General features: G+C 64.1%; 17 protein-coding genes. 13 read left to right on the forward strand and 4 right to left on the reverse strand.

The window, feature by feature from the left end; translation table 11 throughout:
• Positions 1–207: 207 nt before the first annotated feature.
• The gene (locus ACVMIM_RS22875; RefSeq protein ID WP_476114717.1) at positions 208–1,482 is read left to right on the forward strand and encodes a M23 family metallopeptidase; all 1,275 of its coding nucleotides are present in this window, start codon (positions 208–210) and stop codon (positions 1,480–1,482) included.
• Positions 1,483–1,613: 131 nt separating this feature from the next.
• On the opposite strand, the gene ACVMIM_RS22880 is transcribed toward ACVMIM_RS22875, so the two are convergent.
• Together ACVMIM_RS22880 and ACVMIM_RS22885 are read right to left on the reverse strand one after the other, a co-directional pair.
• Positions 1,614–2,840 (reverse strand): M20 metallopeptidase family protein, encoded by a 1,227-nt coding sequence (locus ACVMIM_RS22880; protein ID WP_476114718.1) that lies wholly within the window; start codon positions 2,838–2,840, stop codon positions 1,614–1,616.
• Entirely contained in the window at positions 2,827–4,005 is a 1,179-nt protein-coding gene (locus ACVMIM_RS22885; RefSeq protein ID WP_476114719.1) for a M24 family metallopeptidase, read from the reverse strand. The genes ACVMIM_RS22880 and ACVMIM_RS22885 overlap by 14 nt, the downstream gene beginning before the upstream one ends.
• Positions 4,006–4,269: 264 nt before the next feature.
• Between ACVMIM_RS22885 and ACVMIM_RS22890 the strand changes: the two genes are divergently transcribed.
• The 12 genes from ACVMIM_RS22890 (at position 4,270) to ACVMIM_RS22945 (ending at position 15,425) form a co-directional block, all read left to right on the forward strand.
• Positions 4,270–5,706, forward strand: coding sequence for an FAD-binding oxidoreductase (locus tag ACVMIM_RS22890; RefSeq protein WP_476114720.1), 1,437 nt, complete (start codon positions 4,270–4,272; stop codon positions 5,704–5,706).
• Positions 5,703–6,437, forward strand: coding sequence for a FadR/GntR family transcriptional regulator (locus ACVMIM_RS22895; protein ID WP_476114721.1), 735 nt, complete (start codon positions 5,703–5,705; stop codon positions 6,435–6,437). Before ACVMIM_RS22890 ends, ACVMIM_RS22895 begins: the two co-directional genes overlap by 4 nt.
• A gap of 2 nt (positions 6,438–6,439) precedes the next feature.
• Complete coding sequence (locus ACVMIM_RS22900) at positions 6,440–6,874, forward strand: VOC family protein (protein WP_476114722.1); 435 nt, start codon at positions 6,440–6,442, stop codon at positions 6,872–6,874.
• A 68-nt stretch (positions 6,875–6,942) separates the two neighbouring features.
• Positions 6,943–7,995: an ABC transporter substrate-binding protein gene (locus tag ACVMIM_RS22905; protein ID WP_476114724.1), complete on the forward strand. Its 1,053-nt coding sequence runs from the start codon at positions 6,943–6,945 to the stop codon at positions 7,993–7,995.
• Positions 7,996–8,094: 99 nt separating this feature from the next.
• Positions 8,095–8,868 carry an ABC transporter ATP-binding protein gene (locus ACVMIM_RS22910; RefSeq protein ID WP_476114725.1) on the forward strand — a complete coding sequence of 258 codons (774 nt, stop codon included), beginning with the start codon at positions 8,095–8,097 and terminating at the stop codon, positions 8,866–8,868.
• Positions 8,865–9,620 (forward strand): ABC transporter permease, encoded by a 756-nt coding sequence (locus ACVMIM_RS22915; protein ID WP_476114726.1) that lies wholly within the window; start codon positions 8,865–8,867, stop codon positions 9,618–9,620. Before ACVMIM_RS22910 ends, ACVMIM_RS22915 begins: the two co-directional genes overlap by 4 nt.
• 245 nt (positions 9,621–9,865) lie before the next feature.
• On the forward strand, positions 9,866–11,032 hold the full coding sequence (locus tag ACVMIM_RS22920) for an ROK family transcriptional regulator (RefSeq protein ID WP_476114728.1): 1,167 nt from the start codon (positions 9,866–9,868) through the stop codon (positions 11,030–11,032).
• Complete coding sequence (locus ACVMIM_RS22925; protein WP_278048939.1) at positions 11,029–11,793, forward strand: ATP-binding cassette domain-containing protein; 765 nt, start codon at positions 11,029–11,031, stop codon at positions 11,791–11,793. Before ACVMIM_RS22920 ends, ACVMIM_RS22925 begins: the two co-directional genes overlap by 4 nt.
• Before the next feature lie 39 nt (positions 11,794–11,832).
• Positions 11,833–12,873, forward strand: coding sequence for a sugar ABC transporter substrate-binding protein (locus ACVMIM_RS22930; RefSeq protein WP_278048940.1), 1,041 nt, complete (start codon positions 11,833–11,835; stop codon positions 12,871–12,873).
• A 97-nt stretch (positions 12,874–12,970) separates the two neighbouring features.
• The gene (locus tag ACVMIM_RS22935; RefSeq protein ID WP_476114729.1) at positions 12,971–13,966 is read left to right on the forward strand and encodes an ABC transporter permease; all 996 of its coding nucleotides are present in this window, start codon (positions 12,971–12,973) and stop codon (positions 13,964–13,966) included.
• A gap of 13 nt (positions 13,967–13,979) precedes the next feature.
• A complete protein-coding gene (locus ACVMIM_RS22940; protein ID WP_476114730.1) occupies positions 13,980–14,750 on the forward strand; it encodes an SDR family NAD(P)-dependent oxidoreductase in 771 nt (256 codons plus the stop codon).
• Between the two features lie 138 nt (positions 14,751–14,888).
• Positions 14,889–15,425: a hypothetical protein gene (locus tag ACVMIM_RS22945; protein WP_476114732.1), complete on the forward strand. Its 537-nt coding sequence runs from the start codon at positions 14,889–14,891 to the stop codon at positions 15,423–15,425.
• A 243-nt stretch (positions 15,426–15,668) separates the two neighbouring features.
• On the opposite strand, the gene ACVMIM_RS22950 is transcribed toward ACVMIM_RS22945, so the two are convergent.
• Positions 15,669–15,980, reverse strand: a complete 312-nt coding sequence (locus ACVMIM_RS22950) for a hypothetical protein (protein WP_476114733.1) — start codon at positions 15,978–15,980, stop codon at positions 15,669–15,671.
• 44 nt (positions 15,981–16,024) lie between these two features.
• On the reverse strand, positions 16,025–16,903 hold the full coding sequence (locus ACVMIM_RS22955; protein WP_476114734.1) for an ATP-dependent DNA ligase: 879 nt from the start codon (positions 16,901–16,903) through the stop codon (positions 16,025–16,027).
• Between the last annotated feature and the right edge of the window lie 94 nt (positions 16,904–16,997).

The following is a 16,997-nucleotide window of genomic DNA, read 5'->3' on the forward strand; positions in this document are numbered from 1 at the left end:
TGCGAGCTACAGGCTGCTCCTGGCAGAACATTTGTGTTCATCGCCAACGATTTCGCGGCATGGCGTCCACATCCTGGAGATTTTCGCGCAACCTCTTGCCCGCGCTGCGTGCATCCGGCGCGGCGCAGTCGACACGGCAAAACTTTGTTAACCCTAATAATGTGTAATCGAGCTTGTCGTTGATCCCCCTAACGAAAGCTCCGTCCCGTGAAACAAATCGGTCAGTCAGCGGTCTTCGGCAGGCGCAAGGAACCGCATACGGTCATCATCGCCCGGGGCAATGAGATAAGGCATTTCACCATCCGTCCCTGGTTCGCCGCCTTCATCGGTTCGGCCTTGGCGGCGATCGCCATCGGCTATCTGCTCGCGACGTCCTATCTGGTGCTGCGCGACGACCTGATCGGCGCCACGACGGCCAGGCAGGCACGGATGCAGCAGGCCTATGAGGACCGCATCTCAGCCCTTCGCGCTCAAGTCGACCGCATCACCAGCCGCCAGCTTCTCGACCAGCAGCTGATGGAAACCAAGGTCAGCGAGCTGCTGGCCAGGCAAACCCAGCTCAGCGAGCGCCACGGGCGGCTCGGCCCGATCCTCGAGCGTGCCGAGAACGAGGTTGGCGACGCGGCAGGCGCTGTGGCGCCCAAGCCCGACGAGCACGCGGAAGTCACTGGCAGCCTCTCGCAGGCGCCGACCTACTCCGTCGCGTCCTTGAGCGCCGGCGACACCAGGCCGTTCTCGCTCTGGTCGACCAGGTCCGATCCGTTTGAGGGCGAAACCGCCGCCGATCGTGCGGACAAGCTGTTCGTCTCGATCAACGCGTCGCTGAAAGCCATCGAGAGCCAGCAGCTTTCACGCATCACCACGCTTGCCGACAACGCCTACAAGAATGCCGATGCCATCGCCCAGGCGCTCGAAGCGGCGGGCCTGCCGGTCGACAGCGAGTTCGACAAGAGCGATGTCGGCGGTCCGCTGGTCCCGCTTGATCCCTCGATGGCTTTCGACAGCAAGGTCAAGGAGTTGGACGAAGCGCTTGATGCGCTCGACCAGGTCAAGAAGGAGGCGCGGAAACTGCCGCTCGCCAACCCCGCCCCTGGCCATACGGTAACCAGCCCGTTCGGCGTGCGCACCGACCCCATCCTTGGCAGCGCCGCCCTGCACACGGGAATGGATTTCAGGGCGCCGATCGGCATGCCGGCCAAGGTCACGGCCGCCGGCATCGTCAGAAGGGCCGGCTGGGCCGGCGGCTACGGCCGCATGGTCGAGGTCGACCATGGCAACGGCTTTGCCACACGCTACGGACATCTGAGCGAGATCGACGTCGCCGTCGGCCAGAAGCTCGCCGCCGGCGACGTCATCGGCAAGACCGGCAGCAGCGGCCGCTCGACGGGCCCGCACCTGCACTACGAGGTGCGCCACAACGGCGAGGCAATCGACCCGCTGCGCTTCCTGACCGTCGGCAAGAAGGTCGCGCAATATCTTTGACCGGCTGAATCGGCGCCTGCGAATTCGCTAAAGCATGTCTCCCGAAAGTGGGAACCGGTTTCGGGATAAAGACATGCGTAAAATCAAAAACCTAATGCGCATGGAGCGAATCTGAAAAATCGCGACGCGCTTTAAGCACCGGGATTCTCCTGCCCGGCTAGGTACATCGTTGCCGCCGAAACCAAAGTAAGGACGCCGTTCTTCAACGCGGCCTCGTCGACGCGAAACCTGGCGTGGTGAAGCGGGTAGACCGATCCGACCTCCTCGTTGCGGATGCCGAGCCGGAAATAGACCGACGGGCGTTTCTCGCTGTAGTAGCCGAAGTCGTCGGCAATGCTCCATCCGGGCATGTTGAGCACATTGTCCGCGCCGATGCTGGCCTTGGCGGAGGCCCTGATCAGGGCCGTCATCCCGGCATCGTTGACGACGCCAGGTTCGCCCCGGTGGATGTCGGTCTTTACGCTTGCGCCGTGGCTTGCCGCTATCCCTTCAAGCACTTCGCGAAGCCGGCGCCAGGCGCGCTCACGGGTGCTGTCGCTGCCGCTGCGTATGGTGCCTTTGAAAGCGACCTTGCCGGCGGTCACGTTGTAGACATTGCCCCCGTTGATGGCGGTCACCGAGATGACCAGCGGATCGTAAGGGTCGGTCTCGCGCGAGACGATCTTCTGCAGCTCGCTCACCATGGAGCAGGCGACAGTCAGCGCATCGATACCCTCATAGGGTTTTGCCGCATGCGCGGCCGAACCGGTGACCATCACATCGAACGTATCGCAAGCCAAAGTGTAGGGACCGGAGCCGACCGCGACCTTGCCGGATGGCGTATAGGGATCGACATGGACGCAAATCGCGGCATCGATATCGTCGAGAAGCCCCTCCTCCACCACACGCCGGCCGCCCGACGGCTCGTCCTCTTCGGCCGGCTGGAAGATGAGGCGGACGGTTCCGCCGAAACTGTCGCGCGCGCGGTGCAGATGCGCGGCCACCGCGAAGCCCATCGCGGCATGGGCATCGTGGCCGCAGGCATGCATCACACCCCGATTTTCCGAGGCAAAATCGACACCGGACTCCTCCTCGATCGGCAAGGCGTCTATGTCGGCGCGGATGACCAGCTTGCGGTTTGAAGGCCGGCCGGTGCCGACGATATCGACCGCAAGCCCGTAGCCGGCGACGTCGCGGATATCCGCAATCCCCTGCCCGGCCAGCATCTCGCGCAAATAACGCTGCGTGCCTGATTCCCGGTTCGAAAGCTCGGGATGGCGGTGCAGATGGCGACGGATCTCGATCATCCGATCGAGAATCCCGGCGTCGATGTCGGGAGCGGTGTCGGTTGCAGAAGACGGCCGGTCAGGCTTTGACATGGATGTCCCGCGGGAACTTCGTCAGCGTCTCGTTGCCGCTCTCGGTCACCAGGATGGTCTCGCTGACCTCGATACCCCAACCGTCCATCCACATGCCCAGGATGGAATGAACGACATTGCCGGGTTGGAGCACCGTCTTGTCGCCAGGCCGCAGGCTGATCGTGTGCTCGCCCCAATCCGGCGGATAGGCAACGCCGATGGAATAGCCGATGCGCGATTCCTTTTTCAGCCCGTGACGCTCTATGACCTTGCGCCAGGCGGCTTCGACTGCCTCCGCGGTCGTGCCCGGCCGCAGGGTGTCGAGCACAGCATCCATGCCTTCGATCACCGCCTTTGCCGTGTCCGCGACGCGGGTCGGCGTCTTGCCGAGTTGCACCGTCCTGGCGAGCCCGGCGGCGTAGCGGCGGCAAACGCCGGCCAGCTCGAGCGCGATCGTTTCCTCCTTCCCGAACCGCCTGTCGCTCCACATGATGTGCGGCGCCGAGGCATTTTCGCCGCCAAGGATCGTCGGTGGCAGCGCCGTGATGTCGCCGGCGAAATCCGGGCTGCCGGCGATCTGCGCCGCCTGGATCGAAGCAATCGCGTCGCATTCGCGCACACCCGGCGCGATGACTTCGTAGGCCCGCGCCACCGCCGCTTCGGCCAGTTGCGATGCCTTGCGCAGATAGGCGATTTCAGGCGCCGATTTTACTGCGCGGATCCAGTTCACGAGCAGGTCGGCATCGTGCCATTTCGCGTTGGGCAGCCCGGCGACGAGCCGCGCATGGGCCTTCGGCGAGAAGTAGTAGGCTTCCAGCTCGATTCCGATATGGCGATTGCCCCAGCCCTTGGCGACGATCCAGGCCGCGATCCAGTCCATGGGGTGACGGTCGGCGCGCTGAACATGGTCCTCGGGAAAGCCGACCACGTTTTGCGGCTCCATCCAGGCCGTCAGCAAGCCGCCGGCCGCATCCATGGCGCGGCCGATCCAGACAGGCTCGGCGTCCTCGATCGGAACAAGCACCACCTGTGGCGTGTAGAACGACCAGCCGTCATAACCGGTGATGTAATGCTGGTTGGCGACGTCGTTGACGATCAGGAGTTCGATGCCGCGCTTGGCCATCTGGGCGCGGATTTTTCCGAGCCGCTGCTGGTATTCTTCACGGACAAAAGGCAGTTCAATCATCTTTTCTCCTCAACGGACCGATCTGGTCGAAGGACGAGCCAACGGCTTCCCCCCGCTGTGCACCATCGCGGTGGTTTTGGCGGCCGGCAATCGGCCAGGACGACGCATAGGCAGGGCCTAGCCCGACCGACACAGCCTTCGCACGGGCATGGTCAACTCCCCTCTTGAACAAGCCCGTGACGTGGTCGCCGAACAGGAAGGACGATTGACTCGAGCCAAGTTGTAGGATGATATGCATCACCCGATATCCAGTCGCAAACGCTCATGACGCTGCAACGCTTTTCACCGGAAATCCTCGGCGCCATGGAAAGCGCCGTCGGAGAAAAGGGCATCGCCCTCGACCCGGCCGGCATGGCGAAATACCTGGGCGACTGGGCAGGCGATTATCGCGGCGGGGCTCTCGCCGTGCTGCGGCCAGCCTCGGTTGCCGAGGTTCAGGCCGTGATGCGGCTTTGCAGCGAGCTTGGGCTCGGCGTTATCCCGCAAGGCGGCAACACCGGGCTGGTATCAGGCGCGATCGACAGCAAAGGCAGCGACTTGGTTGTCGTCAGCCTGGAGCGGCTGAACGCCGTCCGGCAGATCGATACGGACAATTTCACGCTGCGGGCCGATGCCGGCTGCGTGCTGCAAACGATCAAGGACGCGTGCGAAGCGCGGGATTGCTTGTTCCCGCTGGCGCTCGGCGCGCAAGGCAGCTGCCAGATCGGCGGCAATGCGGCCACCAACGCCGGCGGCGTCAACGTGCTGCGCTACGGCATGGCTCGCGACCTGATCCTTGGCCTCGAAGTGGTGCTGGCGGACGGCGACCTCTGGAACGGCTTCTCCGGCCTGCGCAAGAACAACAGCGGCTATGACCTGAAGCAGTTTTTCATCGGCTCGGAAGGCACGCTGGGTATCATCACGGGTGTCGAGGTCAAGCTGTTTCCGAAACCGGCCAAGACGGAGACCGCCTATCTCGGCCTGGCTTCGTTCGAGGCGGCTGTCGCGCTCTTCAACCGGGCGCGCCGCGACTGTTCGGACCTGATCTCCGCTTTCGAGATCATCGGCTCGGAATGCATAGAGCTTGCCCGGCTGATCGACCCTGGAATGAGAGCGCCGGTCTCGGCGCCCGTCCAGGTCCTCATCGAACTGTCCTCCGGCCCCGCCATCGATCTCAACGGATTGCTTGCCGGCTTCCTCGGCGATGCCATGGAACATGGCCTGGTGACCGACGCGGTCCTCGCCGTGAGCACCACGCAGGCCAGGAGTTTTTGGGCGATCCGCGAGGGCCTGGTCGAAGGCCAGGCAAAGCGCGGCTATCATGTGCGCACTGACCTGTCGGTGAGGATTTCCGATATCCCTGTCCTGATCGAGCAGGCCCGCCGCTTTGTCGCGAACGATCATCCCGGCTGGATTCCCCTCGCCTACGGCCATGCCGGCGACGGCAACATTCATTTCAACGTGCTGCCGCCGCCCGCACTTGCCGAGCACGAGGCTCGTGCGCGTGGTGCTGAGGTTGTCACCGGGCTCTATGACATCGCCGTCGGTCTCGGCGGCTCGATCAGCGCGGAGCACGGCATAGGCCGCAGCCGGCGCAAGGAATTCTGGGCCGGGCTTTCGCCGACGCATCGCCGCATGGCCGCGGCGCTGAAGAACGCCCTCGACCCCAAGGGCCTGATGAATCCCGGCTGCCTGCTGCCCGCAACGGAGATCTTTCCATGAAGCAGAGACTGGCCGCCATCGGCACTGTCGAGACGCTGCCGCACCGTGTCGCCGCTTTCCTCAGCCGCGAGATCGAATCCGGCGAGCTGAACCCCGGGGCACGCCTGCCGACCGAGCAGGAGCTGTCGGAAAAATTCGGCGTCAGCCGCAATGTCGTGCGCGAGGCGATCGCCCAGCTTCGTGCCGACGGCATGATCGAGGCGCGGCAAGGCATCGGCGCCTTCGTGCTGGCGCCCGAGCAGCGGGCCGCGATCCGCATCGACCGCGAGGCGCTCAAGGACACGCACAATATGGAGCGGCTGTTCGAGCTGCGGTGCATCCTCGAGGCCGAATCGGCGGCCCTCGCAGCGGCGCGCCGCAACCAGGAACATCTCGATTCGATCAAGGCGGCGCTCGACCGCATGGGCGGCGAGGAGCGCTGGGAGGAAGGCAGCATCGACGCCGACCTGCTCTTCCATCGCGAGATCGCACGCGCCACCGGCAACAGCTACATCCACACCTTCATTTCCTTCGTCTGCGAGCAGATCCGCCACTCGATCCATTACGCCCGCATGACCAACCCGCTGCACGACCTGGTCGAGATCAATGTCGGCGAGCATGTGCGCATTTATGAGGCGCTGGTGGCGGGCGACCCGGCTGCGGCGGAAGCGGCGATGCGCGCGCACATCGTCGGCGCCGCCAACCGCGTCGGCGTCAAGCTACCGCTCTCGAAAGCTAACGGAGCGAAATAGCCATGCCAGCAAGCATCACCCGCATCTCCGATGTCTGCCTGCTGGTCGAAAATATCGAAAGGACGGTCGACTTCTACGTTGAAAAACTCGGCTTCCGCCTGCGCCGCCGCGCCGAAGGGTTTGCCGATTTCCATGGCGAAGGCGTCACGCTCGCCGCTTGGGAGCTCGACCACATCAATCGGCACACCGGTGTGTCCAAGCTGAGATCGCCGCGCCACGCGCATAAGGTCTGCGTCGCCGTGCAACTCGACACGCCCGCCGACATCGACCGCATGCATGCCGATCTCAGCGCCAAGGGCGTGCCCTTCTATGGCCCGCCCGAAAACTACGTCTGGAACGCGCGCTGCGCCTATTTCACCGACCCGGACGACACGCTCTGGGAACTTTACGCCTGGCTCGACGGCGGCCCCGGCGACTACCACGACGAACAGCCGTAGACGACGCCCCGCCGAAGGGAGCGGCGCTTGAAAAGAAGAGACGAGAAAGTCTGCAACAGGAGCGAAAAATGAGTGGGAACCGAGACTACGAATTGAACCGCCGCGCTTTCGTCAAGGGCGGCATTGCGGCCGTCGCGGCCGCGTCTGCCGGCATGCAGCTGGTGCTGACGCCGGGCGCTAAGGCCGCCGGCAAGGTCGTCATCCAATATGACTGGCTGATGTCCAACGGCCAGATCGGCGACATCGCGGCCGTCGCCAACGGCTATTTCAAGGATGCCGGACTGGAGGTCGAGTTCAGCCCCGGCGGCCCGAATGCGTCGACCGTGCCGCCGGTCATTTCGGGGGCCGCGCAGCTTGGCCAGTTCTCGGAAACCCCACAGCTTTATTCAGCCCGCGCCAGCGGCGTGCCGGTCAAGATCATCGCCTGCGGCTTCCGCACCGGGCCCTACGCGCTGACCTCGAAACCGGCCAAGCCGATCCGCGGCGTGGCCGACCTCAAGGGCAAGAAGATCGGCATCCAGCCGACGGCGCGGTTCGTCATCGACGAGATCCTGGCCAAGAACGGCATCGATCCGTCGGAGGTGACCATCGTCAATGTCGGCTTCGACAAGGCGCCCCTGGTGCGCGGCGATGTCGACGCGATCGGCGGCTGGATCACCAACACCCAAGCGCTCAGCGTCGTCGGCGACGACCGCATCGATCTTCTGGTGCGCGACCTCGGGCTGAGCTCCTATGCCGACGTCTATTTCGCCACCGACGCAGCGATCGAAAAGGACCCTGAGACTCTGGCGAAGTTCATCGGCGCCGTGGGCAAGGGCTGGGGCTGTGTGCACGCCAACCCGCAGGAAGCGGTCAAGAAGATGGTCGCCGCCTATCCGGAAATGGACCTCGGCTGGGAGGAAAAGACCGTCAACCTGGTGTTGAAGCTCTCCTTCGACGCCGCCACCGCCAAGGATGGCTGGGGCACGTTCGATCCGGCCTCGATCGAGGAGCAATTGGCGCTGCTCGACAAGGTCGGCCAATATCCGAACGGACGCCCGGCCGCCAAGGATGTCTACACCACCAAGATCCTGGAGCTTTCTGCCGCGGACCGGCCCAAGCTCGACGCGCCCGCGGCCTAAAGCATGATCCCAAAAAGTGGGAACCGGTTTTTGGAAAGATCATGCTCCGTCAAAGGGTTAGATCCGCATGACGATTCAATCAAACGTTGTGATGATCTAATGCAGAACGCGATCGAAGCGCGACAGCTGGATGTCGGCTATGGCGGCCGGCAGACGGCCATCAAAGTGCTCGCCGGCCTCGACTTGACGGTCGCAGCCGGTTCTTTCCTGTCGATCCTGGGGCCGTCCGGTTGCGGCAAGTCGACCTTGCTCAGGGTGGTGGCCGACCTGCTCGATCCGCTCGGCGGCACGATCAGCGTGCTTGGCGAAACGCCGCATGCGGTGCGTTCGCGCCGCGATGTCGGGTTCGTCTTCCAGGATTCTACCCTGCTGCCCTGGCGCACGGTGCGCGACAATGTGCGCCTGCCGCTCGGCGTCGGCCAGGGCAGCCTGACCCGCAAGATCGAGGACCGCAGCGCGGAACTGCTGGAGCTCATGGGTCTCGGCGGCCTCGGCGAGCGCCTGCCGCATCAGCTCTCCGGCGGCCAGCGCCAGCGCGTCGCGATCGCGCGCGCCCTGCTCGGCGAACCGAAACTGCTTCTGATGGATGAACCCTTCGGCGCGCTGGACGAGATCACGCGCGACCGGTTGAACGACGAGCTATTGGCGCTATGGCGGCGCAGCGGCACGACCATCCTTTTCGTCACCCACTCGATCGCCGAGGCGGCCTATCTCGGCGAACGCGTCATCGTGCTCGCCGCCAATCCGGGGCGCGTTGTCAAGGACCTTGACATGCGGCCGTTCAAGCAGGAAGGCAACCGCTGCAAGCGCGAGGATCCGGCGATCGTCGCCGCCATGGCCGATCTGCGCGTGGCGCTGGAGCGCGCATCATGAGACAGGCGCCGCTTTCCCCGCAGATGACGATCGCGCTTCCCGTCCTGGGTGCGGCATCGATCCTGCTTGCCTGGCAATACCTCCTGCCGCTGCTCGGGGTGCCGGCCTATATCGTGCCGACGCTGACAGCGATCCTCGGCGTCTTCCAGAAGAACTTTTCGCTCCTCATCGACAATCTGCGGCCAACGCTGATCGAGGCACTCGCCGGCTTCGTCATCGGCAATCTGGCTGCCGTGCTGCTTGCCGTCCTCTTCGTGCACAGCCGCGTCCTGCAAGCGGCCTATTTCCCGATCGTGCTGTTCTTCAACACTATCCCCATCCTGGCGCTGTCGCCGATCATCATCCTGATCTTCGGCCTCGGCATGACGCCGAAAATCGTCATTGCCGCGGTGATCTGTTTTTTCCCGACGCTGGTGAACATGATCCGCGGCCTCGATTCGGCCAGCGACAACGAGCACGAGCTGTTCCGGGTTCTGTCGGCGACACGCTCGGAGATTTTTTGGAGCCTTCGCCTGCCGCGCGCCCTGCCGATGCTGTTCTCCTCACTCAGGATCGCGTCGGCCACCGCCGTGATCGGCGCCATCGTCGGCGAGTGGATCGGCTCGGACAAGGGCCTCGGTGCGCTGATCATCCAGGCGACCTTCAACTACCAGTCCGACCGGCTTTATGCGGCGATCGTACTATCATCGTCGCTGTCGATCGCGCTGTTCTGTATCGTCGTGCTGATCGAGCGGCGGGCTATCCGCTATTAGGGCAACGCCAGGGAAGTGCGTGGCGACCTTCCAAAACTGTACGAAAACGAAGCCTTATAGCGATTCCGCGACATTCTGAAACGCCGAGCCGCTCCAGCTGCCCTTTGGCTTCGAATTTGAGGTTCCCGCTCCGAAAAGGCGATCGCAGCGGGCTCCTGTTGCGCTGCAACAAGAGATATTTTTGAATTCCATTTGACTGAATAAATCTTCTCTGCAAGTCTTGCCCACAAGTGGGAGCGCAAGGCATGGCGTTGCGGGGGACCAATCAGGAATTCGGGCGGCCGTACAACCGGCGCATCGTGCTCGAATCCATCCGCCGCTTCGGCCCCATTGCTCGCGGCGATATCGCCCGCCATGTCGGACTGACCGTCCAGACCGTTTCGACCATCGTTCGCGAACTGGAGGCGCAAGGTTACATCCTGTCGGTTCGCGAGGAGCCGAAGGGCCGTGGCCTGCCGCCGGCGACGCTGCGCATCAACCCGGAAGGCGGTTATGCCGTCGGCATCCACCTCACCCCGCTCGGCATCGACGCGGCGCTGATCAATCTCAGCGGCGACGTCGTCGAGAGCGCGCACGGAGAGGCGCCAAACGCCGCTCCCGACGACGCATTCGAAGCAATCGGCGCCATGGTCGCCGAGATGACCGGGCGCCGCCCGGGCGGCCGCGTCATCGGTATCGGCATGGCGCTTCCGGGCCCGTTCGGTGTTGAACCCATGAGCTTCGTCGGCCCGACCACCATGGCCGGCTGGCAGGATGTTCCGCTGCGCGAGCGGCTAACAGCAGCCACTGGCCTGCCGGCCTTCTTCGAAAACGATATGGCTGCCGCCGCCGTGGGCGAACGCCTCTACGGTCTCGGCGCAAAGCATTCCGAATATTACTATCTCTATTTCGGCGTCGGGCTCGGCGGCGCCATGCTGCATGACGGCAGCGCGTTGCGCGGCGCCTGGGGCAATGCCGGCGAGATCGGCCACATCCCGGTCGTTCCGGATGGTGAACCATGCCCCTGCGGCAATCGCGGCTGCCTCGAACGCTACATTTCGCTGGACGCGCGAAGCCGCTGGAGCGGCGATGACGCTGGCTGGGTGGCCGCGGTCGCGCCCGTTTTCCGCAACGCAATCGCTATCATCGAGAACCTCTTCGATCCTGAAACGATCGTCCTCGGCGGACTGGCCTCGCCTGCCCTGCTCAAACGGCTGGCGACATCGGGGCATCCGCTGCTGAATTCGGTCTCGGCGCGCAAGGATCGCACCACGCCGCGCATCCTGGTGGCAGAAGGCGGCCAGCATGCGGTGCTGCGAGGAGCGGCGGCGCTTGCCGTTTCGGGCGTGCTTTCCCCGCGCTTCGGCCAGATCTTCACCGCCAAGCGGCTGCGCGATGGCGACCTTCTGAGAGGCGGAGACGTCGCGCCATGAGCGAACCCCTGCTGGTCCTCGACAATGTCACCAAGAACTACGGCGCCATCCAGGCGCTGCGCGGCATCAGCTTTTCGATCGGACGCGGCGAGGTCGTGGCGCTGCTAGGCGACAACGGTGCCGGCAAGTCGACGCTGGTCAAGATCATCGCCGGCGGGCTCGAACCGACCTCGGGCCGCATGCTGTTTGAAGGCAAGGAATTCCTCGCCAGGTCTCCGGCCGAGGCCAAGGCCGCCGGCATCGAGACCGTCTACCAGGACCTTTCGCTCTGCACCAATGTCGATGTGGTGGCCAATTTCTTCATGGGACGCGAGATCACGCGCAAGGTGCTGGGCGTTCCGGTGCTCGACGAGCGCGCCATGGAAGCAGTGGTCGGCAAGGCGCTGGCCAATGCCGGCACACGTATTCCCTCGCTGCGTACCAAGGTCGAGCATCTTTCGGGCGGCCAGCGGCAGGCGATCGAGCTCAACCGCTTCGTCCATTGGGGCGGCAAGCTGGTGCTGCTCGACGAACCCTTCGCCGCGCTCGGCGTCGAACAGACCCGCCGCGGCCTCGACATGATCCGCCAGGTGGCGAGCCAGGGCATCGGCGTCGTCATCATCACCCACATCATGCAGCAGGCCTTCCAGGTCGCCGACCGGATCGTTGTGATCCGCCACGGCGTCGTGGCCGGCGACGTTGCCCGCAACAAGACAAGTCCCGATGCGGTGATCAACATGATCACCGGGGAGACGCTCGCCGGTGCCGGACCGGCGCGCTGAGAAACAATGAGGGGTCCGGCGAGAAGAGGAGCGAATGACATGAAGCGAATGCTACTTTCTGTCTTCGGTATCCTGGCACTGGCCGTTGCCACGCTCACGCCGGCATTCGCCCAGTCCAAGGGTACCGTCTATTACCTGGTGCCGACACTGCTCGACGAATTCCAGACCGGCTCGGTAAGCGCGCTGGAACTATTCCTGAAGCAGGTCGGCTACGAGATGAAGACGCTGAACGCCGACAACAAGACCGACGCTCAGCAATCGCAGATGAATGACGTGATTGCCCTGAAGCCGAAGGCGATCATCCTCGCCGCTGTCGACTTCAACGCACTGAAGCCGTCGGTGGAGGCCGCGCGGGCCGCCGGAATCCCGGTGGTCGAGTTCGACCGCCAGATCACTGCGACACCGTCCGACTTCACCTCCGTCGCCGGCACGGTCGAGATCGGCCACATCGCGGCCGACCAGGCCGAAGCGCTGCTGAAGGCCAAGAATGGCGCAGTCAAAGGCAAGATCCTGCAGGTGCTCGGCGATCCCGGCGACCCTTATACCCTCGATATCCAGAAGGGTTTTGAGGAAAAGATGAAGGCGTTTCCGGACGTCAAGATCATCTCGCTACCGGCCATGCAGTGGGAAGCGAGCAACGCCGGCACGATCGTCGCCGACCAGATGCTGGCCAATCCCGACATCGACCTGATCTTCAGCCATGCCGCCCACCTGTCGGTCGCCGCGGTTGCTTCGCTTGAAGCCGCCGGCAAGAAGCCGGGCGATGTCATGCTGATGAGCTCGAACGGCGCGCCTGTCGGCCTCGACCTGATCCGCAAGGGCTGGCTGAACGTCGAGGTCGAGCAGCCGCTTTACGCACAGGCCGCCGCTGTCGCCATGTTCATGGACAAGGTCGCCAATAAGCAGGAGATCAAGCCCGGCGACTATGACGTGCTCGGCCTGAAGTCGGTGGTGACCAAGGAAGCCTGGGGTCCCAACATCAAGATCCCGGGTGCTGCGATCACCAAGGCGAATGTCGACAACCCCGCCTTCTGGGGCAATCAGAAGCCGCCGACGGAAACCGTCAAGTCCGTCGAATAGGCTTCCCAGCAGAGCCCCGGGCCGCACGCGGCCCGGGGCCTCCCAGCCCGCCCCGCGGCGGCCGCGCATTCAAACCCGACGCTAACCGGATCGGCCGATGAGCCCACGCACCCGCCATAGTCTCGAGCTCGTGCTCGACAATCTCGTCTGGTTCATGCTGGTCTTTGTGCTGGCGGTGTTCTCGATCTTCATTCCGAATTTCTTCCAGCTCGGCATCTTCGCCAACATCGTCGAGGCGTCCAGCGTGCTCGGCGTCATATCGATCGGCCTGGCGCTGGTCATCATTGCCGGCCACATGGACTTGTCGGTCGAATCGGTCGCGGCGCTCAGCGCCATGGCGGTCGGCATCATGTTCTGCTCGTCCGGCATCGGCCTCGGCCTGCAGCTGTATCCGGACTGGCTGATGGTGCCGGTCTCGCTCGCCATCGCGCTGGCGGTGGGCGCCATCATCGGCGTCATCAACGGTTTCCTCATCGTCAGGCTGCAAATGAGCGCCTTCATCATCACGCTGGCCTCCTACATCTGGGTGCGCGGCCTTGTGCTGGTCATCTCCGGTGGACGCTCGGCGCAGGACCTGGCGCCTGCCATCCGCTGGTTCGGCATCCAGCGGCTCGCCGGCCTGCCGCTCACCGCCTGGATTGCCGTCGCCTGCTTCGTGGTCTTCTCGCTGATTCTGGCCAAGACGCCGTTCGGCCGCCATCTGGTGATGATCGGCGGCAATGAGACCGCGACTTTCCGCGCCGGCATCCGCGTCAACCGCAACCTGATTATCGCCTTCGTGCTGGCCGGTGCGATTGCCGGCCTTGCCGGCTGGCTGCTTGCCATCCGCACCTCCGGCGCCACCGCCAATCTGGGCGTCGGCCTCCTGTTCAACGCCTTCGCCGCCGTCGTCATCGGCGGCGTCAGCCTGAAGGGCGGTGTCGGCACGCTGCCCGGTGTTTACGCCGGCGTGCTGCTTCTGTCGGCCATCAACACGGCAATCAACCTCATGGGCCTGCCGGCCAATTTCACCCAGGTCATCCACGGCCTGCTGGTACTGGCGGCCGTGCTGCTCGACGCTTTCAAGCAAACGATTCGTCAAAAACTCGCATGACAGGACGGCTCGCATGACCGGACGTATCGAAGGCAAGGTGGCGGCGATCATCGGCGCCGCGCGCGGCATCGGCAAGGGCATAGCCCAGCGCTTTGCCGAGGAAGGCGCAAGGCTGGTGCTTGCCGACAGCGAAGCGGAGGCCGGCCAGGCGAGCGCCGATGAGCTGGGTGCCGCCTTTATCCATACCGACATCTCGAAGATGGCCGACGCCGAAGCTGTCGTGGCTTTGGCACTGAACCGCCATGGCCGCCTTGACATCGTCGTCCAGAACGCCGGCATCTATCCCTGGCAGCTCATCGAAAACACCAGCCCCGAGGACTGGGACCGCGTCATGGCGGTCAATCTGCGCGGCACCTTCAATGCCGCCCGCGCCGCTCTGACGCCGATGAAGGCGCAGCGGAGCGGCCGCATGCTCTTCACCTCCTCCATAACCGGCCCGCAGGTAAGCAGCCCCGGTCATGGCCATTATTCGGCGAGCAAGGCCGGCATCAACGGCTTCATCCGTTCCGCGGCCCTGGAGTTTTCCGGCTATGGCATCACCGTCAACGGCGTCGAGCCCGGCAACATTCTGACGGAAGGCATGCGGCTGCACCGCGCCGCCGCCTTCATCAAGAGCATGGAGGACGCCGTGCCGCTCGGGCGCCTCGGCACGCCGCGCGACGTCGCGAATGCCTTCCTATTCCTGGCCTCGGACGACGCCAGCTATATCACCGGCACGACAATCGTCGTCGATGGCGGCCAGCTCCTGCCGGAAGGCCAGGATTTTCGCCTGACGCCGCCGTGAGTCGCCGCGGCTTGGGCACAGCCCATCCTTGGGCAAGATGGGCCGGCGGCGACGGCCCTTGCAATGACCGGCTTGTTCATCGCCTATTGAACCGGGCTGCTATAGGATGGCGAGCTTGCATCGCATGGAGGACAAACCGTGTCAAAAACCCCAATTTTCTTGATCCGAATGGCGTTTGCAGTCATTTGCCTCATCGGCTTGGCTGCGACCGCCACCGCCCTTTTCCCCGCTACCGCCTCGGCGCAGCAGCTGCGGCGATGTGCCAATGAAGGCGGCATATGCCGCTTGCCCTATCCGACGGAGGTGGTTTACGGCGCGCGGGGCCGAACAACCTCGCGGTTTTTTGACCGTCGGTCCGTGCCCTGCTCGAATCGCCTCTTTGGCGACCCCGCCCCCGGCCGCGAGAAGGCCTGTTACTTCGTGGCTCGTGGCGGCTATGGTGATGACGACGATTACGGCGACGATGACTACGGCCCACGTCCGGGCCGCGGCGAATGGGTCGCCTGCGCCCGGGAGGGCGAGTTCTGCGATTTCCGCGGCCGCGCGATGGTCAGATACGGCGCACGCGGCCAATACACGCAGGATGTTTTCAGGAACGGCGTTCGCTGCAGCAACAACGCTTTCGGCGATGATCCCGCTCCGGGCGCTCACAAACGCTGCTATGTGAGACAGTAGCGGCCTGAATCAGGTGCTTCAGAGTGGCGGCCCTGGCGAGGGCCGCTGCCGCATTTTGCTTCAGCTTGTCTGGCGGATTGGTGGGCGATGACGGGCTCGAACCGCCGACATCTTCGGTGTAAACGAGCGTTCAAACCGCAGGAATGGCGGATTTCCGGGCTTTTTTGTGCCGTTTGTGCCCAGCTATTTCCGCCGAAACTGGGCGCTTTGGGGTCGTATCTGGGCGGTTTCCGGGCGCGCGCCCTACCCCTCCTTCCATACCGGCACCGTCAGAACCTTGAGCGCCTTGAGGCGGCGGATGCGCAGGCCGACGGCTTCCTTGCCGGTCGGCGCGAAGGCCTCGACCTGCGGATGGCCGTGGTCGGCGCCGTTCTCGCATTTCATGCGCCATGACAGCGAATCGACGTCGACGTCACCGAAGACGCGGATGAGATCGTCCGGATAATAGCAGTGCTGGCGCTTGCAATAGCCGCAGCGCACGCGCACCAGCCGCAGGCCATCATTGAGGTTCGAAAGCGGGTAGTCCTTCCGCTTGGGCGCATAGGTCTCTGGCATCAGAACGAAATGAGAACAAATTCCCATTTCGTCAAGAGGCAGCGCTACTCCTGCTCACGAATCGCCTTCACCGAGCCGTGACGCAGCTTCGTCTCGCCGCGCAGGGATTGCACGGTGGCTTTCAGACCTGGCTTAAGCCATTCGATGTCGGCCGTCGCGATGGCCTTTGGCAGGCCGGGCGGCGGCCGAGCGCCGCGCATACGCTGCAGCAGCCGCTCGCGGATTTCCTTCGTCAGGGAGATCGCCGGCGCGCCGGCATATTTGCCGTCCCGGGCGACGATCGCCTCGGTGCGCTTGCCTTCCTCGCGCTTGATCCCGAGCAGGTCAAAGGTGCCTGTTTCCCAGCATTTGATCTTCAGCCAAGCGTCGGACAGGCCACCGCGATAGAAGCTGCCGCGGCGCTTCGAGACCATGCCTTCGAGGCCCATCTTCTCGACAGCCTCGAAGAAAGCGGCACCTCCGCCTTCCACGTGCTGGCTGTACTGGATGATGCCCGTGGCCGGCTTCACCAGGTTCCACAGGATGGCCTTGCGCTCGATCGCCGGCGTCGCGCGCAGATCCTCGCCATCAAGGTGGAGAATATCGAAGGCGACGAAGGCGAGCTGCTCGGCATTCCAGGCCATGCGCGAATGCATGGCGTGGAAGTTCGGCCGACCATCCGGCTCGGGCGCGATCATCTCGCCGTCGATGATGAAGGATTGCGCCGGCAGCTTCTCGCCGGCGCCGACCACCGGCCAGTAGCGCTTCGACCAGTCGTGGCCGTTGCGCGAATAGGCGGTGACGCCAGCCCAGTCGCGCACCAGCTGGGTGCGGAAGCCGTCATATTTGATCTCGTGGAACCAGTCGTCGCTCACTGGCGGCGTCTCCACCAGACGCGGCTCCATCGGCCGAATGAACTTCAGCCGGGCTTTTTCGTTACCCATGCACAACACCCAACAACGCGATTCAAGGCGCCGGGGCGCTGATCGGTTCCGGGCATTTTAGCAAAATTTGATGGACGAGCGGTTATGAAGGAAG

Source organism: Mesorhizobium sp. USDA 4413 (assembly GCF_056280365.1).